22 protein-coding genes are annotated in these 25,600 nt (G+C 47.3%); 5 read left to right on the forward strand and 17 right to left on the reverse strand.

All coding sequences use genetic code 11. From position 1 onward, the window contains the following. Positions 1–226: 226 nt before the first annotated feature. From panP to MKA69_RS09550, 4 genes are all read right to left on the reverse strand, one after another. Positions 227–1,873, reverse strand: coding sequence for a pyridoxal-dependent aspartate 1-decarboxylase PanP (gene panP / locus MKA69_RS09535; protein WP_305847914.1), 1,647 nt, complete (start codon positions 1,871–1,873; stop codon positions 227–229). 109 nt (positions 1,874–1,982) lie between these two features. After that, positions 1,983–2,492 (reverse strand): hypothetical protein, encoded by a 510-nt coding sequence (locus tag MKA69_RS09540; protein WP_305847915.1) that lies wholly within the window; start codon positions 2,490–2,492, stop codon positions 1,983–1,985. Positions 2,493–2,678: 186 nt separating this feature from the next. Continuing rightward, positions 2,679–3,584: a lysine exporter LysO family protein gene (locus MKA69_RS09545; protein ID WP_305848238.1), complete on the reverse strand. Its 906-nt coding sequence runs from the start codon at positions 3,582–3,584 to the stop codon at positions 2,679–2,681. 22 nt (positions 3,585–3,606) lie between these two features. Next, positions 3,607–4,527: an HDOD domain-containing protein gene (locus MKA69_RS09550; RefSeq protein ID WP_305847916.1), complete on the reverse strand. Its 921-nt coding sequence runs from the start codon at positions 4,525–4,527 to the stop codon at positions 3,607–3,609. 374 nt (positions 4,528–4,901) lie between these two features. On the opposite strand from MKA69_RS09550, the gene MKA69_RS09555 reads away from it, so the two are divergent. Next, positions 4,902–5,489: a TfoX/Sxy family DNA transformation protein gene (locus MKA69_RS09555; RefSeq protein WP_001005361.1), complete on the forward strand. Its 588-nt coding sequence runs from the start codon at positions 4,902–4,904 to the stop codon at positions 5,487–5,489. A gap of 96 nt (positions 5,490–5,585) precedes the next feature. Here MKA69_RS09555 and MKA69_RS09560 read toward each other — a convergent pair whose 3' ends face one another. From MKA69_RS09560 to MKA69_RS09570, 3 genes are all read right to left on the reverse strand, one after another. Beyond that, positions 5,586–6,140 (reverse strand): hypothetical protein, encoded by a 555-nt coding sequence (locus MKA69_RS09560; protein WP_001232587.1) that lies wholly within the window; start codon positions 6,138–6,140, stop codon positions 5,586–5,588. 189 nt (positions 6,141–6,329) lie between these two features. Then, positions 6,330–6,827 carry a response regulator gene (locus MKA69_RS09565; RefSeq protein WP_305847917.1) on the reverse strand — a complete coding sequence of 166 codons (498 nt, stop codon included), beginning with the start codon at positions 6,825–6,827 and terminating at the stop codon, positions 6,330–6,332. Between the two features lie 2 nt (positions 6,828–6,829). After that, the gene (locus MKA69_RS09570) at positions 6,830–8,773 is read right to left on the reverse strand and encodes an ATP-binding protein (RefSeq protein ID WP_305847918.1); all 1,944 of its coding nucleotides are present in this window, start codon (positions 8,771–8,773) and stop codon (positions 6,830–6,832) included. A 222-nt stretch (positions 8,774–8,995) separates the two neighbouring features. Between MKA69_RS09570 and MKA69_RS09575 the strand changes: the two genes are divergently transcribed. After that, the gene (locus MKA69_RS09575) at positions 8,996–10,261 is read left to right on the forward strand and encodes a DUF945 family protein (protein ID WP_055028625.1); all 1,266 of its coding nucleotides are present in this window, start codon (positions 8,996–8,998) and stop codon (positions 10,259–10,261) included. 121 nt (positions 10,262–10,382) lie between these two features. Next, the gene (gene serC, locus MKA69_RS09580; protein WP_304572005.1) at positions 10,383–11,477 is read left to right on the forward strand and encodes a 3-phosphoserine/phosphohydroxythreonine transaminase; all 1,095 of its coding nucleotides are present in this window, start codon (positions 10,383–10,385) and stop codon (positions 11,475–11,477) included. 89 nt (positions 11,478–11,566) lie between these two features. Here the strand turns inward: serC and MKA69_RS09585 are convergent, their stop codons facing one another. The 6 genes from MKA69_RS09585 to MKA69_RS09610 all read right to left on the reverse strand — a co-directional run bounded on the left by MKA69_RS09585 (position 11,567) and on the right by MKA69_RS09610 (position 17,742). Beyond that, positions 11,567–12,553: an alpha-L-glutamate ligase-like protein gene (locus MKA69_RS09585; protein ID WP_304572004.1), complete on the reverse strand. Its 987-nt coding sequence runs from the start codon at positions 12,551–12,553 to the stop codon at positions 11,567–11,569. Then, positions 12,553–14,061: an inactive transglutaminase family protein gene (locus MKA69_RS09590; RefSeq protein WP_000202059.1), complete on the reverse strand. Its 1,509-nt coding sequence runs from the start codon at positions 14,059–14,061 to the stop codon at positions 12,553–12,555. The genes MKA69_RS09585 and MKA69_RS09590 overlap by 1 nt, the downstream gene beginning before the upstream one ends. An 8-nt stretch (positions 14,062–14,069) precedes the next feature. Beyond that, positions 14,070–14,804 carry an ATP-dependent zinc protease gene (locus tag MKA69_RS09595; RefSeq protein ID WP_055028622.1) on the reverse strand — a complete coding sequence of 245 codons (735 nt, stop codon included), beginning with the start codon at positions 14,802–14,804 and terminating at the stop codon, positions 14,070–14,072. Positions 14,805–14,923: 119 nt separating this feature from the next. Continuing rightward, entirely contained in the window at positions 14,924–15,895 is a 972-nt protein-coding gene (gene cmoB, locus MKA69_RS09600; protein WP_000481527.1) for a tRNA 5-methoxyuridine(34)/uridine 5-oxyacetic acid(34) synthase CmoB, read from the reverse strand. Positions 15,896–16,006: 111 nt separating this feature from the next. Continuing rightward, positions 16,007–16,735 carry a carboxy-S-adenosyl-L-methionine synthase CmoA gene (gene cmoA / locus MKA69_RS09605; RefSeq protein WP_069212668.1) on the reverse strand — a complete coding sequence of 243 codons (729 nt, stop codon included), beginning with the start codon at positions 16,733–16,735 and terminating at the stop codon, positions 16,007–16,009. 137 nt (positions 16,736–16,872) lie between these two features. Beyond that, the gene (locus MKA69_RS09610) at positions 16,873–17,742 is read right to left on the reverse strand and encodes a DUF72 domain-containing protein (protein WP_001914147.1); all 870 of its coding nucleotides are present in this window, start codon (positions 17,740–17,742) and stop codon (positions 16,873–16,875) included. A gap of 291 nt (positions 17,743–18,033) precedes the next feature. Here MKA69_RS09610 and aspS point away from each other — a divergent pair, with 291 nt between their 5' ends. Together aspS and MKA69_RS09620 are read left to right on the forward strand one after the other, a co-directional pair. Beyond that, the gene (gene aspS / locus MKA69_RS09615) at positions 18,034–19,809 is read left to right on the forward strand and encodes an aspartate--tRNA ligase (protein ID WP_069212669.1); all 1,776 of its coding nucleotides are present in this window, start codon (positions 18,034–18,036) and stop codon (positions 19,807–19,809) included. Positions 19,810–19,905: 96 nt separating this feature from the next. Beyond that, positions 19,906–20,484, forward strand: a complete 579-nt coding sequence (locus tag MKA69_RS09620; protein ID WP_001880948.1) for a thymidine kinase — start codon at positions 19,906–19,908, stop codon at positions 20,482–20,484. Positions 20,485–20,585: 101 nt separating this feature from the next. Here the strand turns inward: MKA69_RS09620 and MKA69_RS09625 are convergent, their stop codons facing one another. The 4 genes from MKA69_RS09625 to trpCF form a co-directional block, all read right to left on the reverse strand. Next, positions 20,586–21,842, reverse strand: a complete 1,257-nt coding sequence (locus tag MKA69_RS09625; RefSeq protein WP_055064494.1) for a dicarboxylate/amino acid:cation symporter — start codon at positions 21,840–21,842, stop codon at positions 20,586–20,588. A gap of 308 nt (positions 21,843–22,150) precedes the next feature. Continuing rightward, complete coding sequence (gene trpA, locus MKA69_RS09630) at positions 22,151–22,957, reverse strand: tryptophan synthase subunit alpha (protein WP_055034407.1); 807 nt, start codon at positions 22,955–22,957, stop codon at positions 22,151–22,153. Next, entirely contained in the window at positions 22,957–24,147 is a 1,191-nt protein-coding gene (gene trpB, locus MKA69_RS09635; RefSeq protein WP_055027193.1) for a tryptophan synthase subunit beta, read from the reverse strand. Before trpB ends, trpA begins: the two co-directional genes overlap by 1 nt. Before the next feature lie 40 nt (positions 24,148–24,187). After that, a complete protein-coding gene (gene trpCF, locus MKA69_RS09640) occupies positions 24,188–25,597 on the reverse strand; it encodes a bifunctional indole-3-glycerol-phosphate synthase TrpC/phosphoribosylanthranilate isomerase TrpF (protein ID WP_305847919.1) in 1,410 nt (469 codons plus the stop codon). Between the last annotated feature and the right edge of the window lie 3 nt (positions 25,598–25,600).

Raw genomic sequence — 25,600 nt, forward strand, 5'->3', positions numbered from 1 at the left:
TTGACCCACCAACGCCAATAAGCCGAGTATAAACCTAAGCGTGATAAATCCAGAAACGAAACTCTCATTAAGACCGTGAGAATATGACAAGCCTCAATTAAATTTTATAAAAACTACACTTTTGGTGTTCAGTTTGGCTCATATAGACGGCTTCTAGCCCATGATTGACGCAAGAGTTACAACAATCTGAAATTTTATTTCTATTTGCTGTAACTCCTCGCGAGGACTATTGATTAAGAATGGTTTGAGTCAATTGCTCAATCTGCTGCATCAGTTTGGGGGCTTGCAAGGCGATTTCACGCTGTTCATCCAATACATTGCGCAAAATTTCCTTCGTTGTGAGCGGATTGGCTAACACGACACGAAACACAATGGTGGCCAATTTATCCCATTGATATGGGTTCAATTGAGTACGAGATACAAACGACTTGCCTGTTTCCCGTTGTTTTTTCTGGATAAACTTAGTGAGCTCGTTAAGTAACTCATTCAGTGCTGTACGCTGTGCACCTTGCGACATTTCCAATGCTCCGCGCACATGCGCGGGTAGGTATCGGTATGTCAACAGGCATAATTCAGGTTGAGAAACCAATTCGAAATCGGTTTGGGCATCAATCAAATCAGCAAAATAGCGCGCCTTTTCTATGCTCTGATCTATGAGCAGCTCATAGCCAGGACGGCTAATAATATGCATGCTGGCGTACACCAACATCGCCATGCCAGAGCGGGAACCTTCTAGTGTGTGGCTACCTAGATCTTTGGATCCTTGACGCAGAATGTATTGTGCATGGTGTTCAATAGAATGCATCGCATCTGGGTTTTTAAACAGAACCATGCCTGCGCCCATCGGGATGTAAAGCTGTTTGTGTGCATCGATAGTCACAGAATCCGCGAGTTCAACGCCATCAAGAAGATGACGATAGTGGTTCGACATTAAGGTTGCTCCACCCCACGCCGCATCAATATGGAAATGGATCTGTTCACGCTGACAAATTTGAGCAATTGTTCTTAGTGGGTCTATATTGCCGGTTTCCGTGGTGCCGGCCACACCAACAACGGCAAACACTTTGATTTTTTGTGCCGTTAACTCTGCAATTTTTTGTTGGAGATGCTCAGGGCAAATACGGTTGTAGGCGTCTGTTTTGACGGCAACCAACCCTTCTTGCCCAATCCCTAACACATCGGCGGCTTTTTTGAGTGAATAATGACCGCGCTCGGAGACTAAAATTGCTAGGCCTTCGTACCCGTAATGGCGCATGGCCTTGAACAGGCCCGCTTTTTCTACGCCAGGGAAATGTCCCTCGGCTCTGAGAGCGTTGTTACGTGCAACCCAAAGCGCCGTGATATTCGCAACGGTGCCACCAGAGCAGAATGCGCCGAGAGAGTGATCGGCACTGTGCATCCATTGTTGATAAAAGTGGTCATTTTGCCCGTAAATTAACCGATGAATCATGCCGAGCACTTGACGCTCTAGCGGTGTGAATGCTTTGGACGTTTCAATTTTGACCAGATTTTGGTTCAGGGCAATCATGATTTTTGACAGCGGCATTAAAAAATAGGGGAGCGCTGAGGTCATATGGCCGATAAAACTTGGCGATGCGGTATGCACCGAATGTGAAACCAAAGTATCAAGCAGATGTTGCGTGTGATCGGAAACAAATTGTGGCTGCTCTGGTATTTGAGCATTCGAAAAATCTTTCTCAATCTCTTTGAGTGGTTTTTCTTCGGCGACAATGTGTTTACGTAGGAACTGATTTAAATTGCGAGAAAGTTCCTCATCGATCTTGGTTAAAGTCGAATCTGGACCTTCTGGCACGGTGAAGATCTTGAGCAGAGAATCGAAGTTGACTTGCGCAGATTTTTGTTCTGATACCATACAGCGTCGTTATTATTTTGATTGATGGGTTTCAAGCGGGACAATCTAATTCAAAACGGGAGCAATGTCCCGTCTTAATTCGGAAAGCCTTGATTGCATTCGCGAGCGATTAAGGGCAGTCAATCGCTTCGACTTTTTCGATCGCTTGGTTATATCGATTTAATGCCGATTCAATTTGTTTAGGGTGGCTGAGTAGATCAGCAAGTGCTGAGCGTAATTCATAATTTTGCGAATGCGGCGCAGCTTGTCGATCTGCAAAAGTGACACTCGCCAGCTTGCCGAGTTCATCACTACGGGTTGCTAGCTGTTTAATATCTTGCTGCTCTAGCTTTAACCATGATTCAACGTGCTGAGCGGTTTCAACCTTGGAAGGATCGTGTTGTAAATAGTAATGTACTGCTGCGCGATTCAATGCGAAGTGATGTTGTCTGCCCTCCAAGAACCATTGACTGACTTCGGTTAATCCTGGGTATTGATCGCTTGTGAGTTTCGTAAGATCGCTATACCAATTAAGAGAGGCATCGATGTAGGCGTCGTATTTTTGACTTAGGCAAGCATTATCTGCGTAGGCAGAGACTGAGATGACTGACATGAGTAAAGCAGTGCTCAGGCGTTTCATAATCTTTCCTTTTGAATTGTTATAGTTGGTTAGTTCCGATGGGACTTCACTGAAATAAAGTATTACTCCCAAACGACCTTGTGCGCTAAACCGGTCGTTTGAGAACGTTTGGTTAATACATTGTTTGCTAAATTGTAAATCTCAAAGCGAAACATTGTAAATGAGACACTCAGGAAATCTTGAGATCTAGCTTGCAAGAGAAACAAAGAATAGGATTAAAACCGGTACCAACAGGCTAAGAATGAAACCACTGACGATGGCGACAGGAACACACTTTACGCCTCCTGTGGTTTGAATGACGGGTAAGGTAAAATCCATTGCTGTTGCACCTGCATATCCAATGGCAGTGCAAGGATGGCGGCGAATCAACATCGGGATAAGAACCAAGGCAACCAGTTCGCGCAGCAACTCAATCATAAAGGAGGCGCCACCTAACACTGGACCGAACGCTTCCCCAACCAAAATGCCCGCTAAAGAGTACCAACCAAAGCCTGATGCCATGGCTAGAGCTTGATAGATCGGCATATCTAATACCCAAGCGGCCACGATTCCACCTAACCAGCTGGTTGAAATAATGATCGCTGCGATCACCATACCGTGTTTATTGAGCAGAATTTGTTTGAGCGACAAGCCGCTATTGCGCAGTTGGATACCGATAAAAAACAAAAGGAGGAACAGAATCCAACCGCTGGCGGATTCAACCCAATGTAAGTCTTGATCCAATATCACACCTACTGCCAACCCTGCACCGACGACAAGAATTAGCTTAGCGGACTCTAGCATCATGCTAGATAACGGGAGTTTTTTGTGAGTGGTATCCGTTTTCAGCGGCAGATAGCGATCAACCAAAGGTAACGCCATCAGATTACAAGCGCCTAAGAGGATAAAAAACACCGCAGTATATTGAACAATGGTTTGTAGATTGCTTTGCAGGTTATCCAAACCCGCTAAGCTTAAGCCCATTAAGAATAGGATCACGTACACCAAATTAGAGGTTGCACGGCTTAAGCGTTGAAGGCGAGACGGGTTATGAATAGTGAACAGATAACCGACAACAAGTGGTAAAAAAATAAAGATCATCCCTGACAGCATAACATCCTCATGGCTGGCTTGTTCAGATGCCACTGGCACTGATTACATCGCTCAGCTTACTTTTAAATTCCAATTCACTCAAATTACTGAGTTTGTACAGCACTTCGGCACCTTCAGAGTTGATTTCGACATCGTGATCGTCAATCGCCTCATCCTGTTTTCTAAACATAAGTAGGTGATGTGCAATACGCGCGATATCCAGATAACTCACTTCTGGACGAGTAGCGACTAATTCGCAATTGCAGGAAACCTCTAAAAAGTCGCTATCAAATCCCCAATGGCGCAACACTAACTGGCTGATTGAGGAGCATTGCGATTGGAAAATTTGCAACGCAATATTGGGATCCAAATAGTTCCCATTTTGCAGATATAAGTGGTACTCATGGACCAAACAAAACAGACCAATATCGGCGAGCAGCCCTACGAGTAAGGCCTTTTCTAGCTCAAGATGTTGGTATTTTTTCGCATCGACACATTTAAACGTTTGTGTCACTAGCAGCATGGTTGCCCCGAGCTCCCGAGAAATCGTAGCACTTTTAATCAGTATTCGGTTGCACTCTTTGCTGAGGTTGACGGCATGCTTCAACTGCTCAATGGCTTGTGCAGTGACAATATCACGAACCCGCAAAATGCCTAGCCGAGAAACGGCGGTGACAATATCGGTGCAGGTAATATTGCGACGGTTAAACACAACCGAATTAGCGACACGAATAACGGTGGCCGAAAGGCCAGGGTCTTCAATCAAGCAGTCTGCTACATCGGTAATGGAGGTCGACTCCATTAAGCACAACCGCTGAATTTTTAAAACGACATCCGAGATAGGGGGAAGGGATATTTTTCCGGTACTGATAGAAAGCTCGACCAATTGCGCAAATTCACTTTCCAATCCTTGGATGAGTTTATGTTTAGTTTCTGGTAGCCAGTAAAAAGATAGGTGACTCATAAAATACACGATCAAGCAAAGTTAGGAGCATTTTAACTATCGCTAAACTAAATAAGCAAACGGTTCCACACGTTTTGGAGAGTGTACTAGTTTTTTCGTTGAACTATTGAGCGATTTAATAAACGGGGCTTAAGCATCCCAGACAACAAAAAATTGACGCTGTGATACTGGTCTCATAATGTGGCGCAAAATGATCACACGGGTGTGAGATAAGTCCGGACTTATTTTTCATCGTTAACTATCATTAGCTACATAAAATAAGCAAGCTCATACTAACGATTGAATAGACTTGCTATCGATTTCATTTTTTCGCTTTATTGCTGCTATCTGGTGATCTTCCTTAATCGGGGAATATGATTAAAGGATCAATGGATATGAATGAGCAACAGTTTTTCGATTACGTAAACAAGTTTGGCGCCTACCAAAAACGCTCGATGTTTGGTGGGATTGGTTTGTTTCAACATGATGCAATGTACGTGTTAGTCAGTGAAGATCGAATTTTTGTCCGTGGTGGCGAAGAGCTTGATCCTGAACTGATTGCTTTGGGATGTGAAAAATATCGCCATGTGAAGAAGCAGACAACCGCAACGGTAAACTATTACGACATCACTGATTTATATGAAAAAAATCACCCTGAGCTAGACTCCATTATCGAACGTTCCATCCAGTTTTCGGTGAATCAGCGTGAGTTTCAACGTTCAGCCGCGAGCCGTCGTTTGCGTGATCTGCCCAATATGCAGCTCACTTTAGAGCGCATGGTGAAAAAAGCGGGGATTGATGATGTTGAAACCTTCATGAGCATGGGTGCTCCGGAAGTGTTTAATAAAGTACGTCAAGCTTACGGTAGCGATGTGGACGTCAAACTGCTGTGGAAATTTGCGGGAGCTATTGAAGGGATCCATTGGAAGTTGTTACAAGAGCCACGTAAGCGTCAGCTACTTGAAAGCTGTCAGCAACGTTAGAGTACGTCGCTAAACGAATCCAATGATGAACAAGTTTAATAAAGAAGCCGGGATAACCCCCGGCTTCTTTATTAATGTCAGAGTTTATCTGAGAACTTAGAAGTTAAAGCGCGCAGTAAACATCAACTGGTCGTCATAAAAGTCATTAAAGCGAGCTTCAGCACCGAGAGAAAAGAGTTCGGTAGAATGGAAACGTGCATACACTGAGCCTAACCAATCATCGTTGTTATCGATAGACACATAACCTGCCTTGCCACCGACTTCGAGTTGAGGGCCTAACCATTGGCGAATACCAACATTCAGTTCCATACCGGTATCGGCGCTTGAACGTTTGCGGTCATCCACTAAACGAAATAGCATTTCCCCCGTCACATCTGCCCAGTTATTGACTGGTGCATGGAAGCCAAATCCAGCGGCGACGTCATAGTCACTCTCAAATTCAGAGTCGATACGAGCAATAGCATGAGCATTAGGGTGTACAGAACGGCTCATCGCAGCACCAAAAGTAACCGGGCTAGCGCCGATGCGCGCTTCTACGTAGTCATAGCTAAAGTTGCTCATTACGGTACGGCTATCATTATTATTACCGTCAACAGCGAATGCTGAACCCGCGGTAAGAAGTAGTGCAGTTGCAATGATTGTTTTACGCATAATTAAGATAAACCTATATCTTCTGATTAATTCCAAGGCCACTGCCTGTATATCCACAGTGACTGAAGCCATAAAACCGACTCCGAGCTCATGGTTGACATCATAAGGCATTGATGTATCAAGCTACTATCAAAAAATGTCAGAGTTTTGTCGTTGAGATGAATTTTAAGCAAGTTAAATGCCAGATTGCTATTCACCAAAGCTCATTCTTTTGGCTGAGATCGCATTCAGAATTTTTTCTGCATCCAAAATTTGAATCCAAGGCATTAAGTCATCTGCATTTTCAATGACGTAATGGGTCAGTTGTTCTTTTACCACCTGACGTAATTGTTCACCGTGCCATGGTTTAGGGATATAAAAGTGTAAACTGGCATGGTTAACGGCTTGAACGGTATCTTCCAGCCCCGCTTGGCCAGTGAGCAGCATTTTGCGTGTTTTAGCGGTATCGCTGTCTTGGTTGAGTTCAATCAGGAATTGGATTCCAGTCTGCTCTGGCATGATGTGATCGCACAAGATCAGAGCAAGAGGAATGCTCTCTTCTCGATAGTCATCAATAACCGATTTTGCTTCAGCGACGGATTCCGCCGCTTCAATGATGAAATGTTGTTCAAAACAATCAAGATCTTGCACGACACTGTCGAGCACTTCTCGTTCATCGTCTACACATAAAATCAGGTATTTATTCATCATTAGCTCCTTGTGACCGTGGATGCATCGAGCGGTAGCCACACTGTCATGGTGGTGTAGAGATTGGGTTCGGATTCGACTTCAATCCATCCCTGATGTTGCAGAATGATCTGCTGGCATACAGAAAGCCCAATCCCAAGACCAAAATTACCTTCTCGTTTGGTGGTGTAATTGAGGGCGAATATCTGCTCTTTAAGCTGGTCTGGAATACCACAACCATTATCAGTAAAACGAACGACGGCATAGTCGATATTTTGATGTTGTTGTTGCTGAGTTTCTATACGTAATACGCCATGTTCCGGAAATGCATCAATCGCATTCGAAATGAGGTTGGTCCAGACTTGCTGCAAAGCGATAGGTAAACAGTAAATGAGAGGCAGTGGGGCGTACTCTTTTTCTACTTTATGCCGCTTTAGACGATTTTCGAAAATGACCAGAGTGTCTTCGATGCCTTCATGAATATCGGCCAATCGATAAGTTTCATCGTCGGGACGCGCATAGCCTTTAAGGCTTTTCACCATATCTGCGATACGCTGTGCGCAAACTTGAATTGATCGCAGTGTGCTGCCGGTAATATGGTAACTTTCTAATTGTTCGAGTTGTTTTTGGGCGGTTTCAGGGCGGCTTCTGGCAAGCTGAATCATCGGCTCGTCATTATCAAGGCCGAGCTTGACCATTTTTTTCGCCATCAAACGATGATGAATGAGTTCTTCTAATTGTTTCGCTTTGCCCCGCTCTTCCGAGGTTGAGATCGGTTTGGCTTGCATGGCTTGGTAAAGCAATTGTGCACCGAGCTGCTCTGTGTCTGCTCGATCTTCTCCCTCAATCAGAAGACGAATATGCGAAGAGAGGGTTTCCGTACCTCTCAAAATGGCCGCCACAGGATTATTGAGTTCGTGTGCGACCCCTGCGACCAGTTGGCCTAGCATGGCCATTTTCTCGCGTTCCATGAGTTGTTTATGCGCCGATTCAAGAGAGTCGAGGGTTTTTTGCAGTTCCAGTTTGGTGGTGATGCTGCGTTGCAAACGCCGGTTAAAGTGGCGCAGAAGTAGGTTAGTAAACAGTGGCAGTAAGCTGGTATCGTTATGCATCACTTTGCTAAACACATCGCGATCGAGTTTAATCACTTCCGTTTTGGTTAAGGTTATCGCGGTAGAAAAGGAAGGCTCACCAGTGACAAATGACATCCCTCCGACAATATTGCCCTTTTTGTGGCGTACCACTTCACGTTGCTGACCGAGGTCATCTTTTTTGTAGAGCGCGACTTCCCCTTCCGTAATAAACCATAAAAATCGGTTTGGTTCGCCTTCTTGGGTGAGCAAATGTTGTGCTGAATAGGTTCGGCACGCCTGTGTTTCGTCTTTCTCATCAAAAAATTGGTACAAAGCGCCGATCACTTTTTCGGCTAATTCATTATCGGAGAGCCGGTGGTAATCGGTGATAAAGCCTTCACTGTAGCTACGCATTTTATGATCAATGTGCGCGCGCAGTAGACGTTGTTGATCCAAGACCGTGCTGTAACTAAGCATATTGTCTTTGTCGTGCTCTAACACAAAGGAAGTGAGTTCTTGTAGTACGGTTTTGCGTAAAACGTGATCTTGCAATGGCTTGGTCAGGCAATAATCTAAACGGCCTTCGTTCACGGCGTTAAGAATAGCTTGGATATCTTGCCCGCAGCTGACCAGAACTTTACGTGCGTAACGAGTGTGGGAAATTTTATCCAATCGGATTAAAAACTCGGCACCGTTGAGTGCCTCATGGTGGCTGGCGATGACGAGAGCGACGATTTGCTCATGTTGTTCAAGAAACTCTAACCATTGTTGAGCTTCTTCGATGGATTCTGCACTGCAGATATCGAATTTATTGGCAAAACCAGCCAGCTCTTGACGCCATTGTTCAATACTGACCGGGTTGCTATCTAAAATAAGCAGGGCGTAGCGATTCACAGCCTTTTCTCTGGCAACGGTTCAAGTTGTTACTGTAGCAGGGATAGGGTTGGTGAAGTGGGAGCAGGGTTGGAGAATTCCTAATCAACAGTGTTGCAATTCAATACTCTGATTTATTTCATACTTTTCCCGCTGTTTGCGCAAATGTTGACAATTATTTGTATCTTGTACGACTTTCGTCCCCTAAACTAATTAGACTCAATCCCAAGGAAATATTCGACTATGAAATCAATAAAAATTATCGGTGCAGTGGGTGGGGCAGTTGCGCTTGGTTTATGCTGGCCGCTCGCGGTAGGACAAATTGGAGAGTCCGCGATCACTGACGGTATTAACAATTTTAAAAGCGCCTCAACCACAGCAGAACTGGTCAATTACCAACGTGGCTATTTATCGTCGCAAATGCAGACGCGTTACCGCATCACAGACCCAGCGATTGTAGCTCAATTGCAAGCGGAAGGGATCCCGACCGAAATTCTGGTGGACAGTCAATTAAGTCATGGCTTGACGGGGGTTTCTGCCGTATCGACATTGCCACAATTCCCGCAATTTCCGTTGCAGATCTTGTCTAATACCCATCTAAATGGAAATACCGATTACACCGTTAAATTGGATCAGTGGAATTACGTATTCCAAGGTGAAGAGCCGATTACGGTAACGGTTGAGCCTGCACAAATGTCGGGTTCTGTCACGACATTGGGCGAAATGACTTTCCAACTCAATATGCCTAAAACAATCTTGGATTTTGAAAACCAAGCACAAATGGTGCTTAGCCAAATTTCTGGCGAGGGGCAAGGTAAAGAGAGTGATGGCTTGTGGTTAGGAGCGCAAAATTTCAAACTGGATAAGTTGAGTGTGAGTCAAGCAGGTCATTCTGAGTTTGATATGGATGGTTTTAGCTACCACTTTACTTCTGGACTTGATGGCACGCAAACTCGCTTTACGACGGCGCATCAAATGAAGGTTGCGAACGCCAAATACAGTGACGGAGAGTTTAAAGACTTTGCGTTAGATTTTACGCTCGGTGATTTAGATGCTACGGCGACCAAAGCTCTTTCTGCGCTGTATCAAGGCTCCCCAGAAATGACGGACAAGGATATTGAACAAATTCTGCCACAAGTGGAAGCGCTGTTTAATAAAGGTTTCTTTGTGGCTATCGATAAATTTGCGGCCAACATTGCAGGAGGGGACTTTGCTTCTAACTGGCGTTTTGCGGTTCCGGAAGGCACGCAGAATCTTTTACAAGATCCGATGGCGATTGTTCCTGCATTAACCGGTCAAACTAAAACGTTCATTTCTCACCAATTGGTGGAAGCTTTCCCGTTCATTCAACAAGGTATTGACCAGTTGATGATGATGGAGATGATGACAAAAGATGACAAAGGCTACACGCTGGAAGCTGAAATTAAAGAAGGCAATGTGGTTTTTCCGAGTGGAAAAACCATGCCTCTCGTGATGTTGTTAATGCCGTTAATGATGTCGCAAGGCTAACCTGTCATTTTGTTGTGTTTTGCTCAAGAAAAGAGGCCGTAAGGTCTCTTTTCTTGCTTTTTATCTGATAAAAAAAGTGGTATTAATCACAACACTTTTCGTTAGCAGGAGCAAAGAACACATGGAGCACAACACCGATACGGTTTATAACTTTAGTGCAGGTCCAGCGGCGTTACCTAAAGCCGTGATGCAGCAAGCACAAGCTGAGTTTGTAAACTGGAATCACCTAGGTACTTCGGTGATGGAAATCAGCCACCGCAGTAAGCCATTCATTCAAGTTGCCGAGCAGGCAGAGCGCGATTTGCGCGATCTTCTGAATATTCCAGATAATTACAAAGTGCTGTTTTGCCAAGGCGGAGCGCGTGCGCAGTTTGCCGCGGTACCATTGAACTTATTAGGTGAAGCGGACACGGCAACGTACATTGATGCGGGCTACTGGGCAATGAGTGCAGTGAAAGAAGCAAAGAAATACTGCACTGTCGATGTTTTTGATGCCAAGATCAAAAAAGAAGGCAAAATTGCAGTGTTACCTGCCAGTGAGTGGCGCATTGCCAATAATGCGGCATATGTGCATTTTTGTCCTAACGAAACCATTGATGGGATTGAAATCAACGATTTGCCAGTAACCGACAAGCCGATCGTTGCCGACATGTCTTCCACCATTTTGTCGCGTGAAATTGATGTATCAAAATACGGCGTAATTTATGCCGGCGCGCAAAAGAACATTGGCCCTGCGGGGATCTGTATTGCGATCGTCCGTGATGATTTGCTGGATTTCGCCAGTGACTTGCTGCCTGGTGTTTTGAATTACAAAATTCTTGCTGAGCAAGAATCGATGTTTAACACCCCTCCGACCTTTGCTTGGTATCTCTCGGGTTTAGTTTTCCAATGGTTGAAAGCACAAGGTGGTGTGAAAGCGATTGAAGAAGTAAACCGCGCCAAAGCAGCGTTGCTTTACAACTATATTGATTCGTCAGATTTCTATCGTAACGAGATCCACCCTGATAACCGTTCGTTGATGAATGTGCCATTCCAACTCGCGAAACCCGAGTTAGATGACACCTTCTTGGAACTGGCTGAAGCGCGTGGTTTAGTCTCGTTGAAAGGACATCGTGTGGTTGGTGGTATGCGTGCTTCTATTTATAACGCGATGCCATTAGAAGGCGTTCAGGCTCTTGTCGACTTTATGAAAGAGTTCGAAACGCAATACGCGTAATACGTCTGTCATAATGCTTGCATAGCTAACGAAAAAGGCTTCCCACGGGAAGCCTTTTGTCATATCTGATTCAGCAGTAAGCCGTACTTCTAAGCGGTTGTAGCATGTACGCCAAATTTACGTACGGAATACGCGACGCGTTCTGCTGGGTTTGGGTAAATCAGTGATGAGCCTAAACTTTCGATATGCTGTAAACGGGGTAATAGCCCTGCGCCATTGGCAATTTGAATCGCCAAACCAGGGCGAGCATTGAGCTCTAAGACCATTGGGCCTTCTTCTTTATCCAACACCATATCGGTTCCAATGTAACCTAACCCCGTCATCTCCCAGGCGCTAGCCGCTAAAGTCAGCAGCCTTTCCCAGTGAGGTACAACTAACGTGGCAAGCTCTTTACCTGTATCAGGGTGGTGAGTCACCGGTTTATTAAATTGCACCGCGCGCACGGCTTTACCGGTCGCAATATCAATCCCCACACCGACAGCGCCTTGGTGCAAGTTGGCTTTACCATCAGAGGCTGAAGTGGAAAGCCGCATCATTGCCATTACAGGATAGCCCTTAAACACAATAATGCGCACATCTGGCACCCCTTCGTAGCTAAAACCATCAAAACAGTCATCAAACTGAATCAGGTTTTCGACTACCGCGACGTCGTTTTTCCCCCCCAGAGAGAAAAGTCCGGCCAGCGCATTGCTGATGTGGCGTTCCACGTCCTCTTGGTTCATGGTTGATCCCGAAGGCTTGGTGTATACCCCATCTTGATGAGATGTCACCACTAAGATCCCTTTGCCACCACTGCCTCGTGCGGGTTTTATGACAAAGCCCGGCCAGCTTTTGACCATTTCGTGGATCGTTTTCACTTCGGCTTGATTGCTGATCACGCCGATGAGCTTTGGAACAGTACATCCAGCTTGTTGAGCAATCAGCTTGGTTTTGAGCTTGTCATCCACCAAAGGGTACTTGGAGCGATCGTTATAACGTCCGATATAAGCGTGGTTACGCTTATTCATCCCCATGATCCCTTTGCGGCGTAGCTTAAAAGGGGAGGTGTAATCAGAGAGCGAAAATGAGAACCACATTACTTCTCCTCCACCAATGGCTTGAAGCGGCGCAGTTCAGAAATTCGATATCCAGTGTAAGTGCCTAGCAGCAAAATGGCGGCCAGAACAACAAGTTGTAAGCCAATGAAATTAAATGTTAAATGCTGCACATAAGAGTTAGTCATCGCAAGATAGATGAGTACCGCAGTCGAGAGAGAGCCACCACCTTGCAGCAGCACTTCTTTGGCACCTTCTTCTTCCCATAGAATCGACATCCGTTCAATTGTCCAAGACAAAATAATCATCGGGAAGAAAGTGATGGTTAAACCTTCCGTTAAACCGACTTTGAACGCGACGACAGTAAAGACTGAGATGATCAAAATCACCGTGATGATGACCGCAGAGATCCGCGCCACCAGCAATAGATTGAGTTTTGATAAATAACTACGAATGACAAGCCCAGTTCCCACAATCAACAAGAAACCGATGATGCCGGTGGTGAGTTGCGTTTGTACAAAGGCCACCGCAATCAGAACTGGCATGAAAGTCCCTGAGGTTTTTAGGCCAATAATCACGCGTAAGAACACAACAATCAGCGCGCCAATCGGGATCAGCATGATGGTCTTGAACATGGCTTGTTCTTCAAGCGGCAAGCTGTGAATCGATAAATTCAGTAGACCATCGGCTTCGACTTTACTGTCGGTGGCTTGTTGCGGTGTGACTTTTTGCGAAATCATACTGAACATGACTTGGCTGTTTTGTCCACCCACGACATCAAGCAGAGATACGTTGGATTCATCCCACACCAGCAGGTTCGGATGAGTGGGTTGCGTGCCTGTTTCTGGGTTAAACAGGATCCAAGCACTGCCGTTCCAGACTTCATTCATATGCTGAATCGACTGACGACGGCGACCATCTTCCAACTGGATTACGCCAACCACTTTATTCGGCACTTGGGCGTAGGAGAGCAGTTTTTGGGTGGTTTCTACCTTGCTCATTTTGTTCAGCAGTAGTGAGGCGTTTTGGCTTTCGGTGTCGTTGAGGGTTTTGATCAGTTCACGAGTAAAGGTGACATGATCGGCAGAGCGTTGCGCTGCGCGATCAATCAAAGCAATCGCCGCTGACTCTTCAGGGCCATCAAACGTGGGTTTGACAATTTCTTGTGTCGGTGGAATTTGTACCGCTTTCGCTTGTGGATCCACAAGAAATTGCGCTTTGTAGTAGATCGTTTGTGGGCCGCTGGCTTGACGAATTGACCATTCAATTCGACGACCTGAATCGGTATTAAGGTAAGAAATGCCATAGCCCGGTGATGAAGCGGTTTCATTAATTAGGGTGTAGCCTTCTTGAGTGAGGGGCGCCGCCAATGAAACTTTGGCCTCTTTACCTTGTGCGGCAAATTCAATTCGCGCTTCGACATCCCAAACTTGGCGGGCTTCTCCAGGAGTCCAAGGCACGCCGTAATCTTGGTGACGCAATACACTGAGCGTAATCCCCGTGACAAACAGCAGGAAGACAGAAATATAAAAAGGAATTTTAGAAGTCATTCGCTCGCCTATTTTTGTTCGGTCTGAATGTATTTTCGACTGACATCGACTAACGCGATGTCACGGATAAACTCGCGGCCAAGCAGAACGGGGTGTGTCATTTGCGAACGGTCAGCAAGAGTAAACTGGGCTTTTTCATGAATCGCTCCGAGCTTGACCCAAAGTTCAACCACGGCACGTCGTTCAGTGTTCTCGTTGGTGGATTGACGAATACGCACATAACGGAGCACAGGTGCTTCAATCCAGTTGGTTTCGGTCTTGGGATTTTTCTCGTCAGCGAGATGGAAACGCACCCAGTTCTTGCCATTGCGTTCAAACTCTTCAATGTCGATCGCATTGAGCGAAGAGGTTGCTGCACCAGTATCGATGCGAGCGTCAAAAGATTGTTTGATGGTGTCGATAGTGACGCTTTCGATTTCACCCAAGACCACATCATGGCGAGGCTTAGTCAATGTTGCACTGGGCTCATTAGGAATTTTTACGGACTCGACACGTTTTGGTGCAGGAGGCGGCAGTTTAATTTGGCTGACTTGAGTTTTTAGCTCAGTAATTTGCTGTTCAAGGCTTTCGATATAATCATTTTGCAGACCCAACTGAGATTCTACGTTGGTGATTTTTTGGGTCATGTTGGTTTCAGAATTTTGAATCGCGGCGAGTGTCGCTTGGTGGTATTCATCGCCGTTGGTGAGTGCACAGCCAGAAAGCAAACTCAATGCGGCAAAGGGTGCAATTCGCTTAAACATTTGCGACCTTATAATTTTCTAATGAGTGAATGTATAGAGATGTTATAGCAAAGGATGCGCTAAACATCCTTTGCCAAGGGTAACGTTATAACCGAATAAGCGAGTTAAAACTGTGTCAATTATGGTTTTTTGGCAATCAGAATGGCGCGGCGCGGCGCCGGATAACCTTCGATGGTTTTGCTTGGGTCTTGTGGGTCAACGTAATCGGGCAGTGAATTGTGCGTCATCCACTCGGTGGTACGTTGCTCGCCTAACGTTGTGGTGTTTTCATCCACAATACGCACATCGACAAAGCCGGTTTTTTCCAACCACACTTTGAGTGCCAAAGCGGAAGGGAAGAAGTAGACGTTGCGCATTTGGGCGTAACGATCAAAAGGTACCAAGACAGTATTTTCATCACCTTCCACCACCAAAGTTTCAAGAATGAGTTCACCGCCTGAAGTTAACTGGTTTTTCAGTTGCAGCAGGTGATCAAGTGGAGAGCGACGGTGGTAAAGCACGCCCATGCTGAACACGGTATCAAACGCGTTGAGCTCCGGCATCTGTTCAATACCGAGCGGCAATAAGTGGATGCGTTGATCATCGCCCAACAGTTTACGCACCGCTTCAAATTGGATCAAAAACAGCTCGGAAGGGTCGATGCCAAACACTTGTTGCGCGCCTTCACCCAACATGCGCCACATGTGATAACCATTACCACAACCCACATCCAAAACTAAGCGGTTTTTCAGAGGAGAAATGTGCGGCAGCAGACGATCCCATTTCCAATCGGATCGCCATTCAGTATCAATATGAATCCCGTGCAGATGATAAGGGCCTTTACGCCAAGGATGGAAGGTTTTGAGCACCGCTTCTAGCTTCTTCTGTTCACCTTGCGCGAGTGGCTCATGATTGTGCGCCGCTACTGCATTTTTCAGATCAATCACCTCCGGCTGACCGACCGGAATTTTCTTGAGATTGCGCATCCAGCGATCCAGATCTCCGTGCTGCTTAGCTTGCCAATCTGTCAGTTGTTGGGGCAGTGTATTGAGCCACAACTGCAACTGAGGATGTTGGGCGATCTGTTGGTAAACGTTGGCGAAGTTGAACATGGGGCTAAATACCTAAACTATGCTCTCTGTAAATTGCTTCAGGATCATTCATAGCGCAGAGAGTCGCTAGCATGAAGATAAATGACGAAAATGGCGAATAAAATAAGGGCGTTACTTAATGGCGAACATCGAGCCAAAGTTAAAGCACTGGAACCAGACTTCAAAACTAGAAAATCCTAGCTTAGCAAAGCGCTCTTTATGATCTTGGATTGAGTCGGGGCGCATCACATTTTCAATCGCGCTGCGTTTTTGGCTAATTTCCAATTCGCTGTATCCGTTGGCACGTTTGAAATCGTGGTGCAAATCGATCAGCAGCTCGTGGGCTTCTTGATCCGAAAACACAAATTTTTCCGACAAGATCAAAATGCCACCCGGGCGTAATCCGGCGTAGATTTTTTCTAGCAGCGCGTAGCGATCATCCGGCGCGAGAAACTGCAAGGTAAAGTTGAGCACTACGACGGAGGCGTTTTCAATCGCGATATCGCGAATATCCGCTTCGATTACCTGCACTGGTGTGTCAGAGCGATAAGCGTTGAGGTGCAGCTTGCAGCGTTCCACCATGGCCGCTGAGTTATCGACGGCAATGATTTGGCAGCCTTCTTGTTTGATATGGCGGCGCATAGAAAGGGTTGCCGCACCCAGTGAGCAACCTAAATCGTAAATCTTGGAATGAGGCTTTACAAAGCGCTCCGCCAGCATGCCAATTGCAGAGATGATGTTGCTATAACCCGGCACCGAACGTTGGATCATGTCTGGAAAAACTTCAGCCACGCGCTCGTCAAAGGTGAAATCACCGATTTTATCGATGGGTGCGGAAAAGAGAGTATCTTTTGGGTTCATAGCAGACCTCATGGCAGCGTCTTGTGCCAGCTCTTGTGGTGCTGGCTCAATAAAAGGCGCGTATTTTATGAAAAATCGCAGCGTCTGTCATTAAACACATCGCCTTTAGGGTAAAACTGCCGTACCGGATTGTGAGTTCAAAACATGCTTAGTTGTGGTTGTTCGGGCATCGCGGGAAACGGCGGCAGATCAGGCAGCGCGATAGCCTGTTGTAATTGTTGGTAAAGTTGCACCGCCAGCTGAGGCGCGAAATCATTATCCGGTGTATGAATCATCAGATAAGGCTGCTTACCTTGGGCAATCCACTCGGGCAGTTTATGTAGCCACGCACCGAAAAAGGGTAGGTTGGCCTCAATCTCAGGATGGCCGATAAAACGGATCATCGGATGCTTGGCGGTGGCTATCGCATGCACCGGCACTTTCGGTTTTTTCTGCTGCGCATCAATTACCGCTTCGGTATTCGGCAGCGCCGAAAAAACGGGGCGACTGTCCATAATGATGCGATCAATGTTTTGCTCAATCAGCCATTGATTGAGCGCTTTTTCCGCTTCGCCTTTGCCAAAAAAGGCCAGATGACGCACCTCCACACCCAGTGGAAAATCGGCTGGAAACCAGTCTCGAAAGTTTTTCAATTGCGCCAGATGTTCAGGCCCAAAAGCGGCGGGTAGCTGAATTGTCCACATGCCAATCCGGTCGTGCAAGGGCTGCATTAAACGCAAAAAACTCAGCAGCTCTTCTTTACAATCACGCAGTAAATGCTGGTGGGTAATGCTTTTTGGCAGCTTAAAGGTGAAGCGAAAGTCATCGTGAGTCGCGGCGCGCCAGTTGAGCACAGTACTGGGCGAGGGCGACGCGTAAAAGGTGGTATTCCCCTCCACGGTGTGAAAAACGCTGGCGTATTTCGCAAGGCGTTCTGAGGCTTGCGTGCCGCTGCCATAAAACTCACTCTGCCATGCAGGGTGAGACCACAGGGTTAAACCGAGTCGCAAGGGAAGAGAGGACGTCACTCTGCTCGGGCTCCTTAAATCATCATCACGAGAGTTTTGAAGAATACGAGATTTTAGCGCTATAATCAGCGCCTATTTTTCCCTTCTGGTTAGCCTTTAATCTCCGGTTGACGGGATTATTGCGTTAAAAAGCAGCAAGGGGTAAGAAAAGACAACAAATTGTACGTGGGAAGGTCGATCTTAAATCTCTTTCGGCGTATAAATGGAACTTTGCTGAATAGGCAGTCTGTCGAGTACTCAACGACCTTTCAGCGTTAAATTTGATGACTAATTGAGATTGGGAAATTCACTATGCGTAGCCATTATTGTGGTCACCTGAACAAGTCCTTGGTAGGACAAACTGTAGAGCTGTGCGGCTGGGTTAATCGCCGTCGTGATTTAGGCGGTCTGATCTTCATTGATATGCGAGATCGTGAAGGTATTGTTCAGGTAGTAGTGGATCCGGATATGGCGGATGTATTCGCCGTGGCTAACCAACTGCGTAGCGAATTCTGTATCAAATTGACCGGTGAAGTGCGTGCGCGTCCAGAAAGCCAAGTCAATAAAGAGATGGCAACCGGTGAAGTAGAACTGTTGGCACGTAGCCTTGAGATCATTAACCGTTCAGACGTTCTGCCGCTCGACTTCAACCAGAAGAACTCAGAAGAGCAACGCCTCAAGTACCGTTACTTGGATCTGCGTCGCCCTGAGATGAGTGACCGCATTAAACTGCGTGCGAAAGCCTCAAGCTTTGTACGCCGTTTCTTGGATACACACGGTTTCCTTGATATCGAAACCCCAGTGTTGACCAAAGCGACACCAGAAGGTGCGCGTGATTACCTAGTACCAAGCCGTGTACACAAAGGCAGTTTCTACGCGCTGCCACAATCACCACAGCTGTTTAAACAGCTACTGATGATGTCTGGTTTTGACCGTTACTACCAAATCGTAAAATGTTTCCGCGACGAAGATTTGCGCGCTGACCGTCAACCAGAATTCACCCAGATCGATATCGAAACCTCTTTCATGACCGCAGAACAAGTGCGTGCCGTGACGGAGAAGATGATTCGTGAAATGTGGCTTGAACTGCTGAATGTGGATCTGGGCGATTTTCCAATCATGCCTTACAGCGAAGCGATGCGTCGTTTCGGCTCAGACAAGCCAGATCTGCGTAACCCAATGGAGTTGGTGGACGTGGCGGATCTGCTGAAAGACGTCGATTTCAAAGTTTTCTCTGGTCCAGCGAACGATCCAAAAGGCCGCGTGGCTGCACTGCGCATCCCAGGTGGCGCAGCTCTGACCCGTAAACAAATTGATGAATACACTGCATTTGTGGCTATTTACGGCGCGAAAGGCTTGGCATGGCTGAAAGTGAATGATTTGGCTGCGGGTATGGAAGGTATCCAATCGCCTGTAGCGAAATTCCTCACTGAAGAGATCATTCAAGCGATTATCGAGCGTACTCAAGCGCAAACTGGCGATATCATTCTGTTCGGTGCCGATTCTGCCAAAGTCGTGGCTGAAGCGCTGGGCGCACTGCGTCTGAAAGCGGGTAAAGAGTTAGGTATCACCAACGAATCCGCGTGGGCGCCACTGTGGGTAGTTGATTTCCCAATGTTCGAAGGTGATGACGAAGGTAACGTGGCGGCAATGCACCACCCATTCACATCCCCTCTGAACCTCTCTCCTGAGCAGTTGAAAGCCAACCCAGAAGAGGCGCTGTCAAACGCTTACGATATGGTGTTGAACGGCTACGAAGTCGGTGGTGGTTCAGTCCGTATTCACAACGCAGAAATGCAATCAGCCGTATTTGACATTTTGGGTATCACGCCAGAAGAGCAACGTCTCAAGTTTGGCTTCCTGCTCGATGCGCTGAAGTTTGGTACGCCACCCCACGCAGGTCTGGCATTCGGTCTGGATCGTCTGGTGATGCTGCTGTGCGGCACGGAAAACATCCGTGATGTTATCGCTTTCCCGAAAACGACAGCCGCCGCGTGTCTAATGACCGATGCACCAAGTTTGGCAAACCCTGCCGCTCTCGAAGAGCTGGCGATTGCGGTCAAGCTTGCAACGAAAGACAAAGCGTAATCAACGCCTTGCAAAGGGTGGCATTAGCCACCCTTTTTTTTAACCTGCGCGGCACGAGAGCGCAGACAGTAAAATGATACAAACAGGATTTCTTCTTTGGCTCAGATGTACTTTTATTACTCGGCAATGAATGCGGGTAAGTCGACCACCTTATTGCAATCGGCGTTTAACTACCAAGAACGCGGTATGAACCCACTGATTTTTACCGCCGCGATCGACGATCGTTTTGGTGTCGGTAAAGTGAGTTCTCGGATTGGCCTTGAGGCCGAAGCACACCTTTTCCATGCCGATACCGATCTGTTGCACGTGATTGCAACATTGCATGAGGCTGAACCTCGTCACTGTATTTTGATGGATGAGTGCCAGTTTCTCTCTAAAGAGCAGGTTTACCAACTGACCGAAGTGGTGGATAAGCTGGATATCCCTGTATTGTGTTACGGCTTACGTACCGATTTCCTCGGTGAGCTGTTTGAAGGCAGTAAATATCTACTCTCATGGGCGGATAAACTGATTGAGCTGAAAACCATTTGCCACTGTGGACGCAAAGCCAACATGGTGATCCGTACCGATGAGCATGGCAACGCCATCAGCGAAGGGGATCAGGTGGCGATTGGCGGTAATGATAAGTATGTTTCAGTCTGTCGCCAGCACTATAAAGAGGCGTTGGGACGCTAAGCGAACCCATCTCCTTCGCGGGATAATTTGCCCGTGACTCAATAAAGAAAAAGCCAGACAGTTAATGTCTGGCTTTTTTTATGAATGATAATGATCAGCGATCAAGCTTCACGTTTTTCCAGCTCAGCCGCCGCTTCCTCAGTGATCATCGAATCCACAATCACTGCACAAGCCGCATCGCCGGTAATGTTGAGCGCAGTACGGATCATGTCAAAGATACGATCCAGTGCAAACAGCAGTGGTAGACCTTCAATAGGAATACCGGCAGAGAGCAGAACCGCCACCACAAGGAATGAAGGCCCCGGAACACCCGCTTGACCAACCGCACCCAAAGTCGCCGTCACGATGATTGCAATGTAAGCGCCCATGCTCAGGTCAATATTGAACAGCTGAGCAAAGAAGATCGCCACCAGACCGTAGTAGATCGCGTTACCTGACATGTTGATGGTCGCGCCCAAAGGCAGTACGAAAGACGCCGTTGAGTTGCGCACACCCAGATCGTTTTTCACCGTATCCATAGTGACAGGCAGTGTCGCCATTGAAGAGGCCGTAGACAGTGCAACCGCTTGTGGCTTCTTCATTGCTTGAATGAATTTCTTCGCCGATGTTTTGCTAAACAGTTGGATCATGACTGGGTAAGCCACAAAGCCAAAAATTGCAATCGCCGCTACATAAACGACGAACAGTTTAAACACCACCATCAGCGCGCTGAAACCAAATGTACCCACGGCATCAGCCATCAAGCCAAATACACCAATAGGCGCAATCAGCATCACTTTGTTGATCATCCATACCATGGCATCAACAATGGTGTTCACTGCGTTGATCACTGGGTCACGTTTTTCTTTGGCTTGCTTAGAAATCGCAATGCCTAAAAACAGACAGAAAACCAAAATCTGCAGGATGTTTGCTTCGTTCAGTGACTGGAAAACGTTGGTTGGGATCATACCGATGATGGTTGCCCAGAAAGTGGGGAGTTCACCTTGCGCTGCGTATTCTGCAGAGAACATGCTTTCCACACCAGAAACGTCAATACCCACTCCTGGTTGGAACAGTTCACCCATCAACAGTGCTAACGCGACCGCTGCGGCGGAAGTGAATGCAAAGTAGCTCAACGTGACTGCGCCGACTTTGCCTGCGGCATGGCTATCACCCAGACCCGCTGCACCAGAAATGAGTGCAACCGCAACCAGAGGAATAACCAGCATTTTGATCAGATTAATAAAGATTGCACCTAATGGAGCAAACAGCGTTGCATCGTGACCCATCGCGGCACCCACGGCAGTACCTGCGAGCATGGCGATGACCACTTGCACGCCAATGTTGTTTAGTAAACCCTTTGTCTTTAACACTTCCATAACCTCTGTGCTAATAAATTGTAAATTCCTAGTGTTAGCCACTAGTGTCATATCACTAAATGGGCAAAAATTTTGCTCCTGCTTTTTACACGGAATGTTTACATTTAGCAATAAGCGCATCGAGCGATTTCTCAATAGCGGAATAAAACGAGAGTGACTTGGCGTTTTTAGCCGCAAGGGAAACGTTTGCTATTGATATGGTGAATGGGTTTGTGTTGTTGGTATGGGTTTGTTGGTGTTTTGCGGGTTGTTAATAAAATGATGCAGCGCTTCGGTAGTAGAAGTGCCGCATCCAATGAAACTATGAGTTAAATTTGTGTTGCTTGCTTCATAGCTTGCGTGAAGTTTGCGAGTTCAGTTAGCTGTTTCGCAGGGTTATCCAAATGCGTTTCGATGATCTTTACCACCGCTGAGCCGGAAATGGCTCCCGCTGCGCCAGCTTCAATCGCTTGTTTAACTTGAGCGGGCTCTGAAATACCAAAACCTAGCAGTGCTGGTGGCGCATCAAATTGTTGCAGACGTTCAAGCAGGGCATGCACCGGCATGTTGGCTTTGGTTTCAGCCCCAGTCACCCCAGCGCGCGAAAGCAAATAAGTGTAGCCTTTACCGAGTTGAGCCACCGCTTGTAAGGTTGCATCGCTCGCTGTGGGGGGCGCAATAAAGATCGGCTGAATGCCAAACGTCTCTGCCGCAGCCACGAAAGGCTGACTTTCGTTGGTCGGAACATCGGCAATCAGCACCGAATCTACACCGGCTTTTTGGCAGCGTTGATAAAAATCTTCGATGCCGCGTGCGTAAACTAAGTTGGCGTACATCAGTAAACCAATCGGAGTGTCAGGGTTGCGTTCACGGATCTGAGCGATCAGCTCAAAACAGACATCTGGCGTAGTTTTCGCGGCTAAGGCACGTAAGTTTGCGCCTTGAATCGTCGGGCCATCGGCCAATGGATCGGAGAAGGGCATGCCAAGCTCAAGCGCATCCGCTCCTGCATCAATCAGGGTTTGCATGATGGCCAGTGACTGCTCAGGGCTTGGGTCACCAATCGTTACGAAAGGAACGAAAGCGCCTTGCTGCGCGGCGCTCAGGCGTTGAAATAGGGCTTGATAACGGTTCATTACAACGCTCCTTTGTCTTCAAGTAATTTGTGTACGGTGAAAATATCCTTATCACCACGGCCCGAAAGGTTAACCACGAGCAACTGCTCTTTGTCTGGCTCGGCATATGCCATCTTGATCGCATGCGCGAGAGCGTGTGAAGACTCCAGCGCTGGAATGATGCCTTCGTTACGTGCCAACGCTTGGAACGCATCAAGTGCTTCATCATCGGTAATGCTTTCATATTCCGCACGACCAATGGCATTCAGATAAGCATGCTGTGGCCCCACCGATGGGAAATCTAACCCTGCCGAGACAGAGTAAGACTCTTCTACTTGACCATGCTCATCTTGCATCAACGGCGCTTTCATACCGAAGAAAATGCCAGTTTTACCGTGTTTAAGTGGTGCGCCATGTTGATGGGTATCAATGCCTTTACCTGCTGGCTCAATACCGATCAAACGCACCGATTCTTCTTCGATGAAATCGGCAAACATACCAATCGCGTTTGAGCCACCGCCAACACAGGCGATCACCGCATCGGGCAAACGACCTTCACGAGCAAGGATTTGGTTTTTGGTTTCTTCGCCAATAATGCGTTGGAATTCACGCACAATGGTTGGGAATGGGTGAGGGCCTGCCGCAGTACCAAGCAGATAATGCGCGGTCTCGTAGCTACCAGACCAGTCGCGCAGTGCTTCGTTACACGCATCTTTTAGCGTTGCTGACCCTGAATGAACAGGGATCACGGTGGCACCCATTAAGCGCATACGGAACACGTTTGGGCTTTGGCGCTCAACGTCTTTTGCACCCATGTACACGCGGCATTTTAGGCCAAGCAGTGCACAGGCTAATGCGGTTGCGACACCGTGTTGACCTGCGCCGGTCTCGGCGATGATTTCATGTTTGCCCATGCGCTTGGCGAGCAGGGCTTGGCCCAAAACTTGGTTGGTTTTGTGCGCGCCGCCGTGCAGCAGATCTTCACGCTTCAAATAGAGTTTGGTTTTGGTGCCTTTGGTGATGTTTTGCGTGAGCGTTAGCGCAGTGGGGCGACCAGCGTACTCTTGCAGTAGGCTCATAAATTCAGCGCGAAAAGCATCATCCTGCTGGGCATCAATAAAAGCTTGTTCTAGTTGGTCGAGTGCCGGAACCAAAATTTGTGGCACAAACTGCCCACCGAATTCGCCAAAATAGGCGTTTAATTTAGCCATGCTTACATTCCTTTCTTATGCATGTTGCCATGCTGATAATCTAATAATTCCGTAACTGTTGGAAAACCTGTTGTAACTGGTTGGCGTCTTTTTTACCCGGAGCGCTTTCCACGCCAGAGTTGAAATCCAGTCCGCGGCAGCCAAGTTGCGCCGCTTGGGCGACATTCTCGGCGCTCAAGCCACCGGCGAGCATCAGGTCGCTATGTTTTGGCAGCAAGCGCCAATCAAAACGGTGTCCTGTGCCGCCACTCTGTTCGCCAACTTTGGCATCGAGCAGATGTCGATTGATGTGCTCTGGCAGTAGCTCAGGTAAAGCATCACTCACGCCATACGCTTTCCAAATTTCAATGGATTCTGGAAGGGCAGCGCGTAATTCGCTTACATACGCAGAATCTTCCTCGCCGTGCAGTTGCACCGCAAATAAGCCCAATTCGGTTGCGATATCGGCGACTTGCGCGGCTGGGTGGTTTTGAAACACGCCGACATACTGTAGCGGTGCGCCGCTCATGGTCAGGCGAGCTTGTTCTACATCCACAAAGCGTTTGGACTTCTCAACAAAAATCAGGCCACCAAAAACGGAACCTGCTTGGTAGGCCTTAACCGCATCATCAGGATGAGTCAGGCCACACACCTTGTGTTCGCCGAGCACAATTTTACGCACCGCCAGTTCAAGATTGCTTTGCGCCATCAGCGAGCTACCAATCAAGAAACCATTGGCAAACCGAGCTAAATCACGCACCTGCTGATGGGTATAAATACCGGATTCGGAAATAATGATGGTGCCTTGTGGAATGAGCGGCGCCAACTGCTTGGTGCGATTCAGGTCTGTGGTCAAATCACGCAGATTGCGGTTATTGATGCCGATGACTTTCGCTTGCAGAGCAATCGCGCGCTCCAGTTCTTGCTCGTTGCTGACTTCGGTGAGCACGCCCATACCAAGGTCGTGCGCCACAGCGGCCAGTTCACGATATTGATCATCATTGAGCACCGATAGCATCAGCAAAATCGCATCCGCTTGATAATGGCGTGCCAGATAAACCTGATACGGGTCGACCATAAAATCTTTGCACAAGACAGGCTGAGTTACCTGAGCGCGCACTTGTGGCAAAAATTCAAAACGACCTTGGAAATACTTTTCATCGGTCAGTACCGAAATGGCACTGGCGTACTCGCCATACACGGAGGCGATGTAATCGAGATCAAACTCTTCGCGGATCAGCCCTTTCGACGGTGAGGCTTTTTTGCATTCAAGAATGAATACGGTGTTATCGCCGCTCAAGGCTTGATAGAAATCGCGCTCTGAGCGAGTCAGTAATGGATGGAAGCTCGCAAGAGGTTGCTTGGCTTTGCGCTCCTCAATCCATTGGTATTTATCGTTGACGATTTTGACCAGCACTTGCGCCATTTGCGCGGTTTGTACGGAAATATGCTCAGACAACTGCTCGGACATTCT

The organism is Vibrio sp. AH4 (genome assembly GCF_030710545.1).
In the GTDB taxonomy this organism is placed as follows: domain Bacteria; phylum Pseudomonadota; class Gammaproteobacteria; order Enterobacterales; family Vibrionaceae; genus Vibrio; species Vibrio metoecus.